Genomic DNA, 16394 nt, shown 5'->3' with positions numbered 1-16394 from the left:
GCGGGTCGCGGAATGGCGCCGCTTGGGCTACACCGGCGTCCATGTCAATACGCCGTCTCCCAGAGCATCTTGTCAACCGAATTGCCGCAGGTGAAGTGGTGGAGCGCCCGGCCAGCGCGCTCAAGGAACTTGTGGAAAACGCCATCGATTCAGGGGCGTCGCGGATCGCGGTTCGCCTCGCGGGGGGCGGCATCGACCTGATCGAAGTGACCGACGACGGGTGCGGAATGGACCGCGCCGAAATGGCGCTCGCATTGGAGCGGCACGCGACCTCCAAATTGCCGGATGACGCGATCGAGGCCGTCACGACGTTGGGTTTTCGCGGCGAGGCGTTGCCTTCCATCGCCAGCGTCGCGCGGCTGACGATCGAGAGCCGGGTGCGGGGCGCTGAAGGCTGGGCGCGGACGGTGGATAACGGCGCGCTGACGGGGGAGGACCCCGCCGCGCTGCCGCCGGGCACGCGGGTGCGCGTCGAAGGGCTGTTCGAGAAGGTGCCGGCGCGGCGCAAGTTCCTGCGATCGACCCGCGCCGAATATGCCGCGTGCCTTGATGTCGTGAAGCGGCTGGCGATGGCGCGGCCCGATCTCGGTTTCTCGGTCGAGCATGACGGGCGGCGCGTGCTGAGCGTGCAGGAGGGGATGACCCGGCCCGAGCGCGTCGCGGCGCTGACCGACCGCGAGCTGGCGGCGAACAGCGTCGGCGTCGATTTCGAGCGCGAGGGGCATGTGCTGGGCGGGGTGGCGAGCCTGCCGACCTTCAACCGCGGGGTGGCGGACCACCAGTATCTGTTCGTCAACGGGCGGCCGGTGAAGGACCGGCTGCTGAGCGGTGCGGTGCGGGGCGCCTATGCCGAGATGCTGGCGCGCGACCGGCATCCGGTGGTGGCGCTGTTCCTCGACGTGCCGGCGGATCAGGTGGACGTGAACGTGCATCCGGCGAAGACCGAGGTGCGCTTCCGCGATCCGCAGCTGGCGCGCGGGCTGATCGTCAGCGGGCTGCGGCGTGCGCTGGACGAGGCGGGGCATCGCAGCGTGCAGCGTGCGGATGCGGCGGTGATGGGGCTTTGGACGAGCGATGTTCCCGCCGCCGCTCCCCCGGACCTTTCGCGTCACCCCAGCGAAAGCTGGGGTCTCCCGTGGGGAAGCGATTCGGTGCATTACGGGGAGGCCCCTGCTTTCGCAGGGGCGACGGGTGAGGCCAGGGTGACGGGAGGAATGGTGTCGGATCGCCGCCCCACCTTCTTCGCCCCGCCGCCCCAGGCCCGCGCCGAACCCGCCGCCGAGCCGGTGCCGGGCGTCACCAGCTTCCCGCTGGGCGTGGCGCGGGGACAGGTGGCGCGCACCTATATCGTCGCCGAGGCCGAGGACGGGCTGGTGCTGGTCGATCAGCATGCGGCGCACGAGCGGCTGGTGCTCGAGCGGATGCGCCGGGCGATGAGCAATGGCGGGGTCGCGGCGCAGGCATTGCTGCTGCCCGAAGTGATCGAGCTCGACGAGCCGGCCTGCGACCGGCTCGAGGCGCGGCTGGCCGAGCTCGCCGAATTCGGGCTGGAGCTCGAGCGCTTCGGCCCGCGCGCAATGCTGGTGCGCGCAACCCCGGCGATGCTGGGCGGGGGCGATGTGAGCGCGCTGGTCACCGATATCGCCGACGAGCTGGCGGCGTTCGACGAAGCGCTGAGCCTCAAGGAGCGGCTCGACCATGTCGCCGCGACGATGGCGTGCCACGGATCGGTGCGCGCGGGCCGCGTGCTGTCGGTCGCCGAGATGAATGCGCTGCTCCGCGAGATGGAGGTGACGCCGCATTCGGGCCAGTGCAACCACGGCCGCCCGACCTGGGTGAAATTGGCCCATGGCGACATCGAGAAGCTGTTCGGGCGGAAGTAGGCCGAAAGGCGTCGAGCCAGGATTGGATGAATCGGTATCGGCTTTCAAATCCTCCCCCGCCAGGGGGAGGTGGCATCGCGCAGCGATGACGGAGGGGGCGGATGCCGGAATGAGCGCTGAGGAGTCCTCCCCCTCCGTCGCCTTCGGCGCCACCTCCCCCTGGCGGGGGAGGATTCAGTCGGGTTGGCAATCACTGAACGTTGAAGCGCTCTGATTGAATGCTGGTCCAACGCTGCGCCACCGCGGATGGCTGCTGAGCAATGTCAAAGAGCGGTGGCGTCAGCCACAACACCAGTTGAGCAAGCGAAATCCAACATTGCAAGCGCCGCTCCAACTGAAAGGGCCGCCCGGTTTCCCGAGCGGCCCTCTCTGTTTCTAGCCGGAACGGCGAGAGCCTTAGCCCTCGGCCTGCTCTTCGGCGGCCGGGGCCTCGTCCGCGGCGATCTCGCCCGGCTCGAGGTTGGGGTCGCGGGCTTCGACGAAGCCGGTCTCGTCCTTCTCGAACATCGCGGCCATGACGTCGACGCCCTGCGCCTGCATCTCGGCCTCTTCGGGCGAACGGGCGACGTTGACCTTGACGGTCACGGCGACCTCGGCGTGGAGCGCAACGCGCACCTCGAACATGCCGATCGACTTGATCGGCTTGTCGAGGACGACCTGCGACTTGGTGACCTTGTGGCCGTCGGCGACCAGCGCCTCGACGATGTCGCGCACCGCGACCGAGCCGTAGAGCTGGCCGGTGTTCGACGCCTGGCGGATCAGGGTGACCGAAACGCCCTCGAGGCCCTTCGATTCCTTCTCGGCCTCGGTGCGCTTCGCGGCGTTCTCGGCCACGATGCGCTCACGATTGGCTTCAAAGACCTTGCGATTGGCTTCGTTGGCGCGGAGCGCCTTCTTGTTCGGGAGAAGGAAGTTGCGGGCGAACCCGTCCTTCACCTTCACCACGTCGCCGATGTGGCCGAGCTTCTCGACGCGCTCAAGCAGGATGACTTCCATGAGCTGCGCTCCTTACTTCACGATGAAGGGCAGAAGGCCCAGATGACGCGCGCGCTTGATGGCGATGGCCAGCTCGCGCTGCTTCTTCGCGCTCACCGAGGTGATGCGCGAGGGGACGATCTTGCCGCGCTCGGACACGAAGCCCTGCAGCAGACGAACGTCCTTATAGTCGATCCGGGGGGCGTCCTTCGCGGAGAAGGGGCAGCTCTTGCGGCGGCGGAAAAAGGGTCGTGCCATGATCTTTCTCCTTACTCGCCCGCGTTGCCGAAGCCGGTGTTGCCACCTTCTTCACGGTCACGACGGCCGCGGCCGCGCTCGCGCTCCTGGCCCTTGCGCATCATCACCGACGGCCCCTGCTCCAGCTCGTCCACGCGGACGGTCATGTAGCGGATCACGTCCTCGTTGATCTGGGTCTGGCGCTCGAGCTCGGCGACGACGCCCGCGGGGGCATCGATCTCGAGCATCACGTAATGCGCCTTGCGGTTCTTCGCGATCTTGTAGGCGAGCGAACGAAGACCCCAGGTCTCGGTCTTGACGACCTTGCCGTTGTTGTCCTCGACGATCTTGGTGGCGGTTTCCGCCAGTGCGTCCACCTGCGCCTGTGCCAGATCCTGGCGCGCAAGGAACACATGCTCGTACAGAGCCATGCGTCTTCTCACTGTTGGCCGATCGCTGACGCCGCCCCGTGCGGACGCCCCTCCGGCTGTCGTTCCAAATACGAAAAGCGGCCAGCCGAGGCTGCCGCTCAACGCCGCGCCTCTACGCCGGGGCGGGGCAAAAGGCAAGGGGCGGAAGTTTACACTAGCTTGACACTATCGGCGCGTCCCGAGGCATGGATCATCGATTCGGCAACCAGAACCCAAGCCAAGCATCTGAATTCCAACATTGAAAGCGAAAAATCGCCCACAGGCGAAGGCGGCGGGGTGATTGACACCCCGCCGCCCTGAGGAAGCCTCTGTTCGGGCTTAGCGGATGATGTTCGCGATCACCGCCGCGACGATGCCGCTGGTGATGCCGACCAGCACCGCGTCATTGCCCGACTGGACATAGCGGTAGCCGCGCGGCGGCGCCTTGAGGCCGCGATAGTGGCGATAGTCGATCTGGCGATAGTTGCGGGCGTAGCGATAGTCGAACCGCTGGCCGCGCTTCCAGTTGCGATACTGGACGGGCGCCGGCTTCACGACCTTTCGCTTCACCACCACCTTGCCGTTGGGCTTGTGCTTGACGACCGTGGTGGCGTGGCGCTGGGGCGCGGCGGCGGCCGGGGCAGCCATCAGCACCGGGCTGGCGATCATCGACGCGGCGACGGCGGCGAGAATGAACTTTTTCATCTTCTGCACTCCTCTGCGAAACTGAGTCCCCTGATCGGGTGACAGGAGCAATCTGGGCCGGGGGTGTCGCGGAAGTTTCGCCGGCAACCCGGAAAATGGTCACCGATTGTCGCAAATCGCCCGCGTTCGTTCATCTTGCGGGATCGGCCCCGCGGGCATAGGGCGGCGGCTTGAATTCAGGGGAGCCATAACATGCGTGCGTTCATCTTTCCGGGGCAGGGGAGCCAGTCGGTCGGCATGGGCCTCGCGCTCGCCCAGGCGAGCGCCGCGGCGCGCGAGGTGTTCCAGGAAGTCGATGAAGCACTCGGCCAGCATCTGTTCAAGCTCATGACCGAGGGACCGGAAGGCGATCTGTTGCTGACCGAGAACGCCCAGCCGGCGATCATGGCACACGCCATCGCGGTGCTGCGCGTGCTGGAGAAGGAAGGCGGCGTGCGGCTGGCCGACAAGGCCGATTTCGTCGCCGGCCATTCGCTGGGCGAATATACCGCGCTGTGCGCGGCGGGCGCGCTGGACCTTGGCGTCACCGCGAAGCTGCTCAAGCTGCGCGGGCAGGCGATGCAGGCGGCCGTGCCAGTGGGCGAGGGGGCGATGGCCGCTTTGCTCGGCGCCGATCTGGTGAAGGCGCAGGCGATCGCCGATGCGGCGGCCGAGGGCGAGGTGTGTGCCGTCGCCAACGACAATGATCCCTCGCAGGTGGTGATTTCGGGCGCCAAGGGCGCGATCGATCGGGCGGTGGGACTCGCCAAGGATCATGGCGCCAAGCGCGCGGTGCTGCTGCCCGTCTCCGCGCCGTTCCACTGCCCGATGATGCAGCCGGCGGCGGACGCGATGGAGAAGGCGCTGGCCGATGTCGCGATCCGCGCGCCTTTGGTGCCGGTCTATGCCAACGTCACTGCGGCGCCGGTGCACGATCCCGACACGATCCGCACGCTGCTGGTCGAGCAGGTCACCGGCATGGTCCGCTGGCGCGAATCGGTGGCGGCGATGTTCGACGCGGGGGTCGGCGAGTTCGTCGAATTGGGCGGCAAGGTGCTGGGCGCGATGGTCAAGCGCATCGCCCCGGATGCGGGCGTGACCAGCGTGGTGACGATGGACGACATCGAGGCGCTGGAGAAGGCGCTTTGATTTTTCACGCTAAGACGCGAAGACGCTAAGATGCATGACATCGAGGTAACCGTCGCGGACATCATTGATGTGGCATTCAAGCTGCACAAGGATTTGGGGCCGGGACTGTTTGAAAGCGTGTATGAGGCGATCTTGGCCGTCAAGTTGGTGGAGCGGGGTCACGCCGTAATTCAGCAATGCCCGATCGATATCGTGTACGACGGGCTTCGCCTCGAATCTGCCTTCAGAGCCGATCTGATCGTGAATAACCGCATCGTCGTCGAGGTGAAATCGATCGAGCGGCTAGCGCCGGTTCATGGCAAGCAGGTCCTGACCTATCTTCGATTACTTAAGCAGCCCGTAGGGCTGCTGATAAACTTCGGGGGTGCGACGCTAAAGGAAGGGCTGCGCCGGATCGTCAACAGCTACATCCCTTAGCGCCTTCGCGTCTTTGCGTGATAAATAAAGGAAAAGAGTATGTTCGACCTTACAGGCATGACCGCGCTGGTGACCGGCGCTTCGGGCGGGCTGGGGACCGCGATCGCGAAGGGGCTGGCGGCGCAGGGGGCGCGGCTGGCGGTTTCGGGGTCCAATGCCGGGAAGCTGGAGGCCTTCCGCGCCGAGCTCGGCGGGGATCATGTGGCGCTCCAGTGCGACCTGTCGGACGGCGCGGCGGTGGATGCGCTGGTGCCCTCCGCGGTCGAGGCGCTGGGCAAGCTCGACATCCTCGTCAACAATGCCGGCGTCACCCGCGACAACCTGGCGATGCGGATGAAGGACGAGGAGTGGGATCAGGTGATCCGCGTCAACCTCGAGGCCGCGTTCCGCCTGATCCGCGCCGCCGCCAAGCCGATGATGAAGGCGCGCTATGGTCGCATCGTCTCGATCACCTCGGTGGTCGGCGCGACCGGCAATCCGGGCCAGGCCAACTATGCCGCGTCCAAGGCGGGGCTGGTCGGCATGTCCAAGGCGCTGGCGCAGGAACTGGCGAGCCGCAACATCACGGTGAACTGCGTCGCGCCCGGCTTCATGCGCTCGGCGATGACCGATGTGCTGCCCGAGGCGCAGAAGACCGCGCTGCTCAGCCGTATCCCGGCGGGCGGTCTTGGCACCGGCGAGGATGTCGCGGCCGCGGTGGTGTATCTCGCCAGCAAGGAGGCGGGCTACGTCACCGGCCAGACGTTGCATGTGAACGGCGGCATGGCGATGATTTGAGGGATATCCTCCCCGGTACGGGGAGGTGGCAGCGCGCAGCGCTGACGGAGGGGGCTCTCCTCGTCGGATTCCCTTGCCTTGCGCCCCCTCCACCACGCCGCTTCGCGTCGCGGTCCCCCTCCCCGCGCCGGGGAGGATATGAGACTGAACACCCCTTGCGCACGCCCCATCGGCGTTCTACGTGCGTTCAGGAATTAGAAATCCAACGGCCCAATTTAAGAAGGAACAGGGTATGAGCGAGACCGCCGATCGCGTGAAGAAGATCGTCGTCGAGCACCTCGGCGTCGAAGCCGAGAAGGTGACCGAGGACGCGAGCTTCATCGACGACCTGGGCGCGGACAGCCTCGACATCGTCGAGCTGGTGATGGCGTTTGAGGAGGAATTCGGCGTCGAGATCCCCGATGATGCCGCCGAGAAGATCACGACCGTCAAGGACGCGATCACCTATATCGACGAGAATCAGGGCTAAGCGGACTTCCGCATGGCCGCCCGCACGGGCAGGAATTGACGAACGGCTCCCGGTCCCGGAAAGGGGCGGGGAGCCGTTTCGCTTATGGACTAACGGAGAGATATTATGCGCCGCGTCGTCGTGACTGGCCTTGGCCTCGTGACCCCGCTGGGTGCGGACGTCGAGACCGCGTGGAAGAACATCATCGCGTCGAAATCCGGCGCGGGAACGATCACCCGGTTCGACGCCACCGAATTCCACAGCAACTATGCCTGCGAAGTGAAGCCGGCGGACCATGAGTACGGCTTCGACCCGGGCAAGCGCGTCGATCACAAGGTGCAGCGCCAGGTCGATCCGTTCATCGTCTATGGCATCGACGCCGCCGGTCAGGCGCTGGAGGACGCGGGCCTGACCGAGATGAGCGAAGCCGAGCGGCTGCGCGCCGGCTGCTCGATCGGATCGGGCATCGGCGGCCTGCCGGGCATCGAGAGCGAATCGCTGGTGCTGGCCGAGAAGGGGCCGAAGCGCGTTTCGCCGCACTTCGTGCACGGGCGGCTGATCAACCTGATCACCGGGCAGGTGCAGATCAAATACGGGCTGATGGGGCCGAACCACGCCGTGGTCACCGCCTGCTCGACTGGCGCGCACGCGATCGGCGACGCCGCACGGATGATCGCGATGGACGATGCCGACGTGATGCTCGCGGGCGGCGCCGAGGGCGCGATCTGCCCGATCGGCATCGCCGGCTTCGGCCAGGCGCGCGCGCTTTCGACCGGCTTCCGCGACGAGCCGTGGCGCGCCAGCCGCCCGTGGGACGAGGGCCGCGACGGCTTCGTCATGGGCGAGGGCGCGGGCGTGGTGGTGCTCGAGGAGTATGAGCGGGCCAAGGCACGCGGCGCCAAGATCTACGCAGAGGTCGTCGGCTATGGCCTGTCGGGCGACGCCTATCACGTGACGGCGCCGCATCCCGAGGGTTCGGGCGCGTTCCGGTCGATGGAGATGGCGATGAAGAAATCGGGCCTCGCGCTCTCCGACATCGATTACATCAATGCGCACGGGACCTCGACCCCGCTGGGCGACGAACTGGAGCTGGGCGCGGTCCGGAAACTGTTCGGCAATGCGATCGGGGACCTGTCGATGAGCTCGACCAAATCGGCGATCGGGCACCTGCTGGGCGGCGCGGGCGCGGTGGAGAGCATCTTCTGCATCCTGGCGCTGCGCGACCAGATCGTCCCGCCGACGCTCAACCTCGACAATCCGAGCGAGAATTGCGCGGGCGTGGACCTGGTCCCGCACATTGCCAAGGAGCGCAAGGTCAAGGCGGTGCTGAACAATTCGTTCGGCTTTGGCGGCACCAACGCATCGCTGGTGATGAAGGCGGTCTGAAGAACCCGCGGCCTCTCCGCCGTTCGCTTCGAGCGTAGTCGAGAAGCGGAGAGGTCGCGCCAAGCCATCGTGTCTTGACTTCGCTCGACACGAACGGAGTGTGAAGATGCTGCGCAAGCTTGGGTGTTTGGGCGTCATCGCCGTCCTGCTCGTGGGAGCCGCGGCCTTCTGGGCGGCGAACCAGTGGGGCGGGCCGGGGCCGGCCAAGGCCAATGTGACGGTCGAGGTGCCCGCCGGGGCGACGATGCGATCGGCGGCCGAGGCGCTGGAGAAGGCGGGCGCGATCCGCGACGCGGGCACCTTCCTGTGGATGGCGCGCATCTTCGGTGATGGCGGGCCGATCCAGGCGGGCGAGTATCGCGTGCCCGCGGGGATCAGCCAGGCCGATATCCTCAAGATGCTGCAGGGCGGGCGCACGCTCCAGCGCTTCGTGATGGTGCCCGAGGGGATGCCCTCGATCCTGGTTCACGAAAGGCTGATGGCGGCGCCGCAGCTGGGCGGCAAGGTGGCGGTGCCCGAGGAGGGCAGCGTGCTCCCCGACAGCTATGCCTATAACCGCGGCGACAGCCGGCAGGCGGTGCTCGACCGGATGCAGGCGGCGATGAAGAAGTATCTTGCGGCGGCCTGGGCGAAGCGCAAGCCCGGGATCGCGGTCAGCACGCCGGAGCAGGCGATCATCCTCGCCTCGATCGTCGAGAAGGAGACCGGCAAGCCCGAGGAGCGGCGGATGGTGGCGGGGGTCTATTCCAACCGCCTCAAGCGCGGCATGCCGCTGCAGGCCGATCCGACGGTGATCTATCCCGTCACCAAGGGCAAGCCGCTGGGCCGCCGCATCCTGCGCTCCGAGCTGCAGGACAAGAACGGCTACAACACCTATGCCAGCGCCGGGCTGCCGATCGGGCCGATCGCCAATCCCGGCCGCGCGAGCATCGACGCGGTGCTCAATCCGGCGGAGACCAACGCGCTCTATTTCGTCGCGGACGGGAGCGGCGGGCACGTGTTCGCCGACACGCTCGAGCAGCACAATGCGAACGTGCAGAAATGGTATGCGCTGCGGCGGGCGCGGGGCGAGATGTAGGGCACGCCGCCGGAACGGCGCGCCCTCAACCGATCAATAGGCGGCGGTGAACCGCGCGCGGCTGTGGCGGTGCTGCTCGAGCTCGTCGACCATGGCGATGGCATAGTCGGCGAAGCTGATCTTGCTCTCGCCGTCGCTGCCGGTGAGGAGCTGATCGGTGCCGGTGCGATAGGTGCCGCGGCGGGGGCCTTCAAACAGCAGGGCGGCGGGGGAGAAATAGGTCCAGTCGATCTCCGTCTCCCCGCGCAGCGCGTCGAGGAACGCGATGCCGCCGAGCGCGGCGCCCTTCCATTCCTCCGGAAAGTCGGGCGTGTCGATGACGCGGACTCCTGGCGCGGCCTCGAGGCTCGCCGCGCCGCCCGTGACGAGCAGGCGGGGCACACCGGCTTGTCTGAGGGCCGATAGCAGCGTTTCGGCGGGCACGTCGAAATGCAGCGCGCTGATCACCGCGTCGGCGGGGCGGATCAGATCGGCCAACGCGGCGGGATCGGAGGCGTCGCCGGCCCTGGCGATGACGCCGGGCAGCTGGGGGATCGCATCGGGCTTGCGGGCGATCGCCAGCACCTGATGGCCGCGGGCCGAGAGCTCCTTCGTGATTTCCGATCCTGCGCGCCCGCTCGCGCCCAGCACTGCAACCTTCATGTCCGTCGTCCTATATGGTTTCCAATGGATACCAAGTCGGGTATGTATACCCATTATGCAAGAAGGCACTTTGACGAGCGATAGTCACCCGGAGGAAACCGCGTTCCCGCGCGGCGACGTCTATGCCGCCGACTGCCCGACGCGGAAGCTGCTCGACCGGATCGCCGACAAATGGAGCGTGCTGATCCTGCTGCTGCTGGGGCGGGAGGCGATGCGCTTCAACGCGCTCAAGCGCCGGGTCGAGGGGGTGTCGCAGAAGATGCTGAGCCAGACGCTGCGGTCGCTGGAGCGCGACGGGCTGGTGAGCCGGACGGTGGTGGCGACGGTGCCGGTCACCGTGACCTATGCGATCACGCCGCTCGGCCGGGGGCTGGTCGGATCGCTGCAATCGATGATCGACTGGGCCGAGACGCATATGCCGGAGGTGGCGGCGGCGCAGCAAAGCTATGACGGGGTTTCGGCCTGAAGTCGTTCGCCGATACGCCGGTTGACGCGGGGGCCAGGCTCGGCGAACCAGTCATTCCCTCCTGCGGAAGATCGTCGATGCGCTCCACTGCCCTCTGCGCGCTTGCGCTGACCTTGGCGTCCATCCGGCCGGCGGTCGCGCAGGAGACGCCGGCGAGCCTGCCCTGGAGCGCGCCTGCGACCGTCGAGACCGTCACCGAGGCGCGCCGGTTCACCAGCGGCGGCGTCGAGCTTGGCGGGACGCTCCATCTGCCGCGCAGCCGCAAGCCGGTGGCAGCGGTGGTGGTGACTCACAGCGCATCCTCGCCGCTGCGCGATGCCTCGCTCTACGAGCATCTGAAGGTGATGCTGCCCGCGATCGGGATCGCGGTGCTCACCTATGACCGGCGCGGTTCGGGCCAGTCGGGCACGAAGACCGCCGGGGGCGACTATACCCTGCTCGCCGACGACGCGATCGCGGCGGTGCGGAGCCTGAAGGCCGATCCGCGCATCGATCCGCGGCGCATCGGGACCTGGGGGTTGAGCCAGGGTGGATGGATCGCGCCGCTGGCCGCGTCGCGCAGCCCGGAGATCGCCTTCGTGATCGCCGTGTCGGCGCCGGTGGTCACTGCTGACGTGCAGATGCTGTTCTCGTCGACCAACCATCTGCGTGCGAACGGGCATTCACAGGCCGAGATCGACGAGATGACCGCCACCCGCAAGGCGGTCGACGCCTATATGCGCGGCACCGGGACGCGGGAGGCGGCGCAGCAGCTGATCGACCGGGCCAAGACCCGGCCCTGGTTCAAATATACCTATATGGGCGAGACCGTGCGCGACCGGGCGGTTTCGGGATGGCGCAAGGAGATCGAGAACGATCCGCTGCGCAACCTTATGGCGGTGAAGGTGCCGATGCTGGTGCTGTTCGGGGCGGACGACGCGGTCGTGCCGGTGACGACCTCGACCGAACGGCTGCAGGCGATCGCACCGCGAATGCCGAAGATGAAAGTGCATGTCGTCGCGGGTGCCGACCATTCGATGCATATGGCCGCGGACCGGAAGACCACGCTCGATCCCAAATATGACGGGATGGAAACGGCGGATTCTGCCGAGTATTTCGCCGTGCTGTCGAGCTGGCTGGCGGCGCGGGGGCTGACCGGGTTCTAGCCTGAACTCAATCACCCAGGATCGTCATCTCCATATTTCGTCGTCATCCCCGCGCAGGCGAGGATCTATTGGCATTGCCGTTGCGGCCCGATCCGTGAAACGAGCCAGAATGGGTCCCCGCCTGCGCGGGGATGACGGCAGCAGGCCGCGCCGGTCGAGTTCCGGCCTTAGCGCGCCAACCCCGCCGCATCGCGCGCGAGCGCCTCGACTTCCTCATAGCTCGCGCCCTTGGGCGTGACCCAGCTGCCGCCGACGCACAGCACCGGATCGAAGCCCAGCCAGTCGGGCGCGGTCGCGGGGGTGATGCCGCCGGTGGGGCAGAACTTCGCCTCGTAGAAGGGGGCTGCGAGCGCCTTGAGTGCCTTGAGGCCGCCTGAGGTTTCTGCAGGGAAGAATTTGAAGTGGCGCAGGCCGAGATCATAGCCGCGCATGATGTCGCCGGCATTGGCGACGCCGGGGAGGAAGGGGACGCCGCTCTCGACGATCACCTGGCCGAGCCGCTCGGTCAGGCCCGGCGAGACGATGAACTCGGCGCCTGCGTCCATCACCTGCGCGAACTGGTCGGTGTTGACGACCGTGCCCGCCCCGACGATCGCGCCCTCGACCTTCTTCATCTCGCGGATCGCGTCGAGCGCCGCGGCGGTGCGCATCGTCACCTCGAGCACCTTGAGGCCACCCTTGACCAGCGCCTCGGCCAGCGGGCGTGCGGTGGCAGCGTCCTCGATCACCAGCACGGGGATGACCGCGCTGGTGCGCATGATGGTTTCGATGCTCACTGGGTATGCTCCTGCGCATAGGCTGCCGCGGCGCCGTAAAGGCCGGGCTGGGGGTGGGTGATGAGCTTGACCGGGATCGACGACATCAGCGCCTGGAACCGCCCCTTGGCGATGAAGCGCTGGCCGAAGCCCGAATTGACGAGATGGTCCTTGAGCTTGAGGCCGAGACCGCCCGCGATGACCACGCCGGTCGGGCCATGGGCGAGCGCGAGGTCGCCCGCGACCGCGCCGAGGCTCAAACAGAAACGGTCGAGCGCGGCGACGGCGAGGCTGTCCTTCCCCTCGAAGGCGAGGGTCCAGATGTCCTTGTCGTTGAGGCGATGCGTCCGCTTGCCCTCGATCTCGGCAAGCGTCTCGTAGATCGGGACGATGCCGGGGCCGGCGCAGATACGCTCGGCCGAGACGCGGGTATAGGTCGAGCGCAGCCGCTTGACGATCGCGTCCTCGATCCCGTCGAGCGGGGCGAAGTCCATATGCCCCCCCTCGGTCGAGATGACGTGATAGCTGAGCGCGCCGGTGCGGAAGACCTGCGCGACGCCAAGGCCCGTGCCTGGGCCGCATACGGTGATCGCGCCCCTTTCCGCGAAGGGAGCGTCGGGGCCGCAGATGTGCAGGAAATGCTCCGACGGGAGCTGTGCGACCGCATGGCCGACCGCGCCGAAATCGTTGATTAGCGAATAGCTGTCGACCTCGAGCCGTTCCTTGATCAGCGGCGGGCGGATGATCCACGGATTGTTGGTGAGCTTGATCAGCTCGTCATTGATCGGCGAGGCGATGGCGATCGCCGCGGCGCGGGGCATCTCGCGCCCGAACGCCTTGGCGGAGGCCTGCCAGGCGAGCTGGAAACTGCCATGCTCGGCGGTCTTCTGCGTGACCGGCTCGCCGATCGAGACAACCCGGCCCCCTTCGACCTCGGCGATGGCGAAGCGGGCATGCGTTCCGCCGATATCGACCGCGACGACTTCCACTTCTATTCCCCTCCCTTGTCGCCGTCATTCCCGCGAAGGCGGGAATCCATTGCCGTTGTCGGTGCGGCTCTTTCGAGAAGCCAGCCAGAATGGATCCCCGCCTTCGCGGGGATGACGGTGTTTGGTGTTATGGCGACCAGGCGCATCAAAGCTCGGCCGCGGCGAGCATCGCCGAGCCGCCGGCCTCGGCCTCGCTCGCCCCCGCGCGCATCATTGCGAACAGCTCGCGCCCGGTGCCGAGGTCAGGCGGCGGGGCCGCTGCCAGCTCACGCGCGTCCCATTCGGCGGGTTCGACCAGCGCCTGGAGGATGCCTTCCTCGGCGCAGAGGCGGATGACGTCGCCGTCGCGCAGCTTGCCGATCGGGCCGCCACCGATCGCCTCGGGCGAGAGGTGGATCGCCGCGGGCACCTTGCCCGACGCGCCCGACATGCGGCCGTCGGTGATCAAAGCGACGCGATGGCCCTTGTTCTGCAGCACACCGAGCGGCGGGGTGAGCTTGTGCAGCTCGGGCATGCCGTTGGCGCGGGGTCCCTGGAAGCGGACCACCACGACGACATCGCGGTCGAGCTCGCCCGCCTTGAACGCGTCCTGCACCTGCTGCTGGTCGCTGAACACGCGGCACGGCGCCTCGATCGTCCAGCGGTCGCGCTCGACGGCGCTAACCTTGATGCAGGCGCGGCCGAGATTGCCCGAAAGGATGCGGAAGCCGCCCTCGGGCGAGAAGGGCGCGTCGATCGTGCGCAGGATCGTGTCGTCGCCGCTTTTCTCGCCATGCTCCTTCCAGACGAGCGTCTCGTCCTCGAGCACCGGGTGCCTGACATAGTCGGCGAGGCTGTCGCCCGCGACGGTTAGCGTGTCGCCATGCAGGATCCCGCCCTTGATCAGCTCACGGATCACGAAGGTGGGGCCACCGGCATCCTCGAACCCGTTCACGTCCGCCGATCCGTTGGGATAGACGCGCGCGAGCAGCGGCACGACGCGTGACAGGCGATCGAAATCGTCCCAGTCGATCAGCACGCCGGCGCACCGCGCGATGGCGGGCAAGTGGATGAGGTGATTGGTCGAGCCTCCGGTGGCGAGCAGCACCACCGCGGCGTTGACGATCGCGCGCTCATCGACGATCTCGCCGATCGGGCGATAGTCGTTGCCGTCCCAGCCGATCTCGGGAAGCCGCTGGACGGCGGCCTTGGTCAGCGCCTGGCGCAACTTGGTGCCGGGGTTGATGAAGGCAGCGCCTGGCATGTGCAGGCCCATCGCCTCGACCATCATCTGGTTGGAGTTGGCGGTGCCGTAGAAGGTGCAGGTGCCCTTGCCGTGATAGGCAGCGATCTCGGAGTCGAGCAGCTCCTCGCGGCTCGCCTTGCCCTCGGCATAAAGCTCGCGGACGCGGGCCTTTTCCTTGTTGGCGATCCCGGTGCGCATTGCGCCGCCCGGGATCAGCACCATAGGCAAGTGGCCGAAGCGCAGCGCGCCCATCAGCAGGCCCGGCACGATCTTGTCGCAGATGCCGAGCAGCGCCGCGCCCTCGAAGGTGTTGTGGCTCAATGCGACCGCAGTCGAGAGGGCGATCGTGTCGCGGCTGAACAGCGACAGCTCCATCCCGGCATAGCCCTGGGTCACGCCGTCGCACATCGCGGGCACGCCGCCCGCGACCTGCGCGGTTGCACCGGCCTCGAGCGCCCAGATCTTCATCTGCTCGGGGTAGCGGTAATAGGGCGCGTGCGCCGAGAGCATGTCGTTGTACGCGGTGACGATGCCGATGTTCATCCGGTTGGCCGGCTTCATCAGGTCGCGCTGCTCGTCAGTGCCGGCATAGGCATGGGCGAGGTTGGCGCAGCCCAGCCGCCCGCGGCTGCTGCTGCCCGCCTCGCGCTGGGCAAGCATCAGCGCGCGATAGGCATCGCGGCGCTTTCTGGAGCGGTCGATGATGCGGTCGGTGACGGCGGCGATCTCGGGGAGGAGGTTGGTCATGGTTTCTGCCTTCAACCGTTCGCCCTGAGCCTGTCGAAGGGCTGTCTTTCTCTCGTAAAGGAGAAGGACAGGGCTTCGACAGGCTCAGCCCGAACGGGGGAAATGGTGGGCATCAGTTCTCAAGCCAGTGGACGTCGACCGGCAGCTCGGTCTCGGCGAGCACGCGGCCGATCGGGTAGGGCGAGGAGGCGCCCTGCTTGATCGCGTCTTCCAGCACCTTGCGCTTCTCGGCGCCGGTGATCGCGACCATCAGCGACTTGGCGTTGGCGATCGCGGCGCCGGAGAGGGTGACGCGGGCGACCGGGGCCTCGGGCGGCAGCGGATCGGGCATCACGCCGAGCGCGCGGCGCTCCTTGGGGCCGTTCAGCGCCTCGTCGAGATCGGGGCCGGGGAAGATCGAGGCGGTGTGCCCGTCTGCGCCCATGCCGAGCAGGACGAGGTCGAGCGGCCAGTGGAAATCGGCGAGGCGGGCGTCCGCAGCGCGGCCTGCGGCCTTGTAGTCGTCGGCCTTCTCGCTGACGAGCGGGATGACTCGCGCGCCCTTGGGGATGAACGCCTTGCCGAGGCCGGTGACGTTCGACATCGGGTCGCCGAGCGGGACGATGCGGTCGTCGGTCGGGACGATCGTGACGCGCTTCCAGTCGATCTTGGCGGCGGCGAGCTTCTCATAGACCGGGGCGGGGGTGCGTCCGCCGGCCAGCGCGATCACCGCGCCGCCGCGCGCGTCGATCGCGCTTTCGATGATGAAGCCGATGTCGCCGGCGAGGGCGCCGACCCACTCATCCGCGTCCTCATATTCCCACCATTCGATTTCTTCGGCCATTTCAACAACTCCAGTGGGAACTTCAGTCTAGATCTGCAATTCCTCCCCCAACGGGGGAGGGGGACCAGCCGCAGGCTGGTGGGGGGGCGGCCGCACAGACGGCCGGCACCAGCTCGGCAAAATTCCGCCGTCTGCGCGGCGGCCCCTCCGTCACCGCT

18 protein-coding genes are annotated in these 16394 nt (G+C 67.4%); 9 read left to right on the top strand and 9 right to left on the bottom strand.

Annotation, left to right across the window (positions count from 1 at the left end; genetic code table 11):
* Positions 1 to 41 precede the first annotated feature (41 nt).
* On the top strand, positions 42 to 1883 hold the full coding sequence (gene mutL, locus VGD28_RS10825) for a DNA mismatch repair endonuclease MutL (RefSeq protein ID WP_331028355.1): 1842 nt from the start codon (positions 42 to 44) through the stop codon (positions 1881 to 1883).
* A 396-nt stretch (positions 1884 to 2279) separates the two neighbouring features.
* Here mutL and rplI read toward each other — a convergent pair whose 3' ends face one another.
* The 4 genes from rplI to VGD28_RS10805 form a co-directional block, all read right to left on the bottom strand.
* Positions 2280 to 2879 (bottom strand): 50S ribosomal protein L9, encoded by a 600-nt coding sequence (gene rplI / locus VGD28_RS10820; protein ID WP_331028354.1) that lies wholly within the window; start codon positions 2877 to 2879, stop codon positions 2280 to 2282.
* Positions 2880 to 2891: 12 nt separating this feature from the next.
* Positions 2892 to 3116 carry a 30S ribosomal protein S18 gene (gene rpsR / locus VGD28_RS10815; protein ID WP_066575653.1) on the bottom strand — a complete coding sequence of 75 codons (225 nt, stop codon included), beginning with the start codon at positions 3114 to 3116 and terminating at the stop codon, positions 2892 to 2894.
* Positions 3117 to 3127: 11 nt separating this feature from the next.
* On the bottom strand, positions 3128 to 3526 hold the full coding sequence (gene rpsF, locus VGD28_RS10810; protein WP_331028353.1) for a 30S ribosomal protein S6: 399 nt from the start codon (positions 3524 to 3526) through the stop codon (positions 3128 to 3130).
* A gap of 318 nt (positions 3527 to 3844) precedes the next feature.
* Positions 3845 to 4210 (bottom strand): RcnB family protein, encoded by a 366-nt coding sequence (locus tag VGD28_RS10805; RefSeq protein WP_331028352.1) that lies wholly within the window; start codon positions 4208 to 4210, stop codon positions 3845 to 3847.
* 192 nt (positions 4211 to 4402) lie between these two features.
* Here VGD28_RS10805 and fabD point away from each other — a divergent pair, with 192 nt between their 5' ends.
* From fabD to mltG, 6 genes are all read left to right on the top strand, one after another.
* The gene (fabD, locus tag VGD28_RS10800; RefSeq protein WP_331028351.1) at positions 4403 to 5338 is read left to right on the top strand and encodes an ACP S-malonyltransferase; all 936 of its coding nucleotides are present in this window, start codon (positions 4403 to 4405) and stop codon (positions 5336 to 5338) included.
* A 30-nt stretch (positions 5339 to 5368) separates the two neighbouring features.
* Positions 5369 to 5755: a GxxExxY protein gene (locus tag VGD28_RS10795; RefSeq protein ID WP_331028350.1), complete on the top strand. Its 387-nt coding sequence runs from the start codon at positions 5369 to 5371 to the stop codon at positions 5753 to 5755.
* A 39-nt stretch (positions 5756 to 5794) separates the two neighbouring features.
* Positions 5795 to 6532, top strand: a complete 738-nt coding sequence (gene fabG / locus VGD28_RS10790; RefSeq protein WP_331028349.1) for a 3-oxoacyl-[acyl-carrier-protein] reductase — start codon at positions 5795 to 5797, stop codon at positions 6530 to 6532.
* A 232-nt stretch (positions 6533 to 6764) separates the two neighbouring features.
* Complete coding sequence (locus VGD28_RS10785; protein ID WP_066575645.1) at positions 6765 to 7001, top strand: acyl carrier protein; 237 nt, start codon at positions 6765 to 6767, stop codon at positions 6999 to 7001.
* Positions 7002 to 7106: 105 nt separating this feature from the next.
* Positions 7107 to 8366, top strand: coding sequence for a beta-ketoacyl-ACP synthase II (gene fabF, locus VGD28_RS10780; RefSeq protein ID WP_331028348.1), 1260 nt, complete (start codon positions 7107 to 7109; stop codon positions 8364 to 8366).
* Positions 8367 to 8475: 109 nt separating this feature from the next.
* Positions 8476 to 9444, top strand: a complete 969-nt coding sequence (mltG, locus tag VGD28_RS10775) for an endolytic transglycosylase MltG (protein ID WP_331028613.1) — start codon at positions 8476 to 8478, stop codon at positions 9442 to 9444.
* Positions 9445 to 9477: 33 nt separating this feature from the next.
* Here mltG and VGD28_RS10770 read toward each other — a convergent pair whose 3' ends face one another.
* A complete protein-coding gene (locus tag VGD28_RS10770) occupies positions 9478 to 10086 on the bottom strand; it encodes an NAD(P)-dependent oxidoreductase (RefSeq protein WP_331028347.1) in 609 nt (202 codons plus the stop codon).
* Between the two features lie 55 nt (positions 10087 to 10141).
* Here VGD28_RS10770 and VGD28_RS10765 point away from each other — a divergent pair, with 55 nt between their 5' ends.
* The gene (locus tag VGD28_RS10765; protein ID WP_331028346.1) at positions 10142 to 10552 is read left to right on the top strand and encodes a helix-turn-helix domain-containing protein; all 411 of its coding nucleotides are present in this window, start codon (positions 10142 to 10144) and stop codon (positions 10550 to 10552) included.
* Between the two features lie 77 nt (positions 10553 to 10629).
* Positions 10630 to 11697 (top strand): alpha/beta hydrolase family protein, encoded by a 1068-nt coding sequence (locus VGD28_RS10760; RefSeq protein ID WP_331028345.1) that lies wholly within the window; start codon positions 10630 to 10632, stop codon positions 11695 to 11697.
* 167 nt (positions 11698 to 11864) lie between these two features.
* Here the strand turns inward: VGD28_RS10760 and eda are convergent, their stop codons facing one another.
* From eda to pgl, 4 genes are all read right to left on the bottom strand, one after another.
* Positions 11865 to 12473, bottom strand: coding sequence for a bifunctional 4-hydroxy-2-oxoglutarate aldolase/2-dehydro-3-deoxy-phosphogluconate aldolase (gene eda / locus VGD28_RS10755; RefSeq protein ID WP_331028344.1), 609 nt, complete (start codon positions 12471 to 12473; stop codon positions 11865 to 11867).
* Positions 12470 to 13441 carry a glucokinase gene (gene glk / locus VGD28_RS10750; protein WP_331028343.1) on the bottom strand — a complete coding sequence of 324 codons (972 nt, stop codon included), beginning with the start codon at positions 13439 to 13441 and terminating at the stop codon, positions 12470 to 12472. The genes eda and glk overlap by 4 nt, the downstream gene beginning before the upstream one ends.
* Positions 13442 to 13586: 145 nt before the next feature.
* Complete coding sequence (edd, locus tag VGD28_RS10745) at positions 13587 to 15413, bottom strand: phosphogluconate dehydratase (protein WP_331028342.1); 1827 nt, start codon at positions 15411 to 15413, stop codon at positions 13587 to 13589.
* A gap of 112 nt (positions 15414 to 15525) precedes the next feature.
* Entirely contained in the window at positions 15526 to 16236 is a 711-nt protein-coding gene (pgl, locus tag VGD28_RS10740) for a 6-phosphogluconolactonase (protein ID WP_331028341.1), read from the bottom strand.
* Positions 16237 to 16394 lie beyond the last annotated feature (158 nt).

It is taken from the genome of Sphingomonas sp. (assembly GCF_036402235.1).
Taxonomy (GTDB): Bacteria; Pseudomonadota; Alphaproteobacteria; order Sphingomonadales; family Sphingomonadaceae; genus Sphingomonas.
Note: the sequence above shows the minus strand (reverse complement) of the source record. Positions and strands in the feature narration are given on the sequence as shown.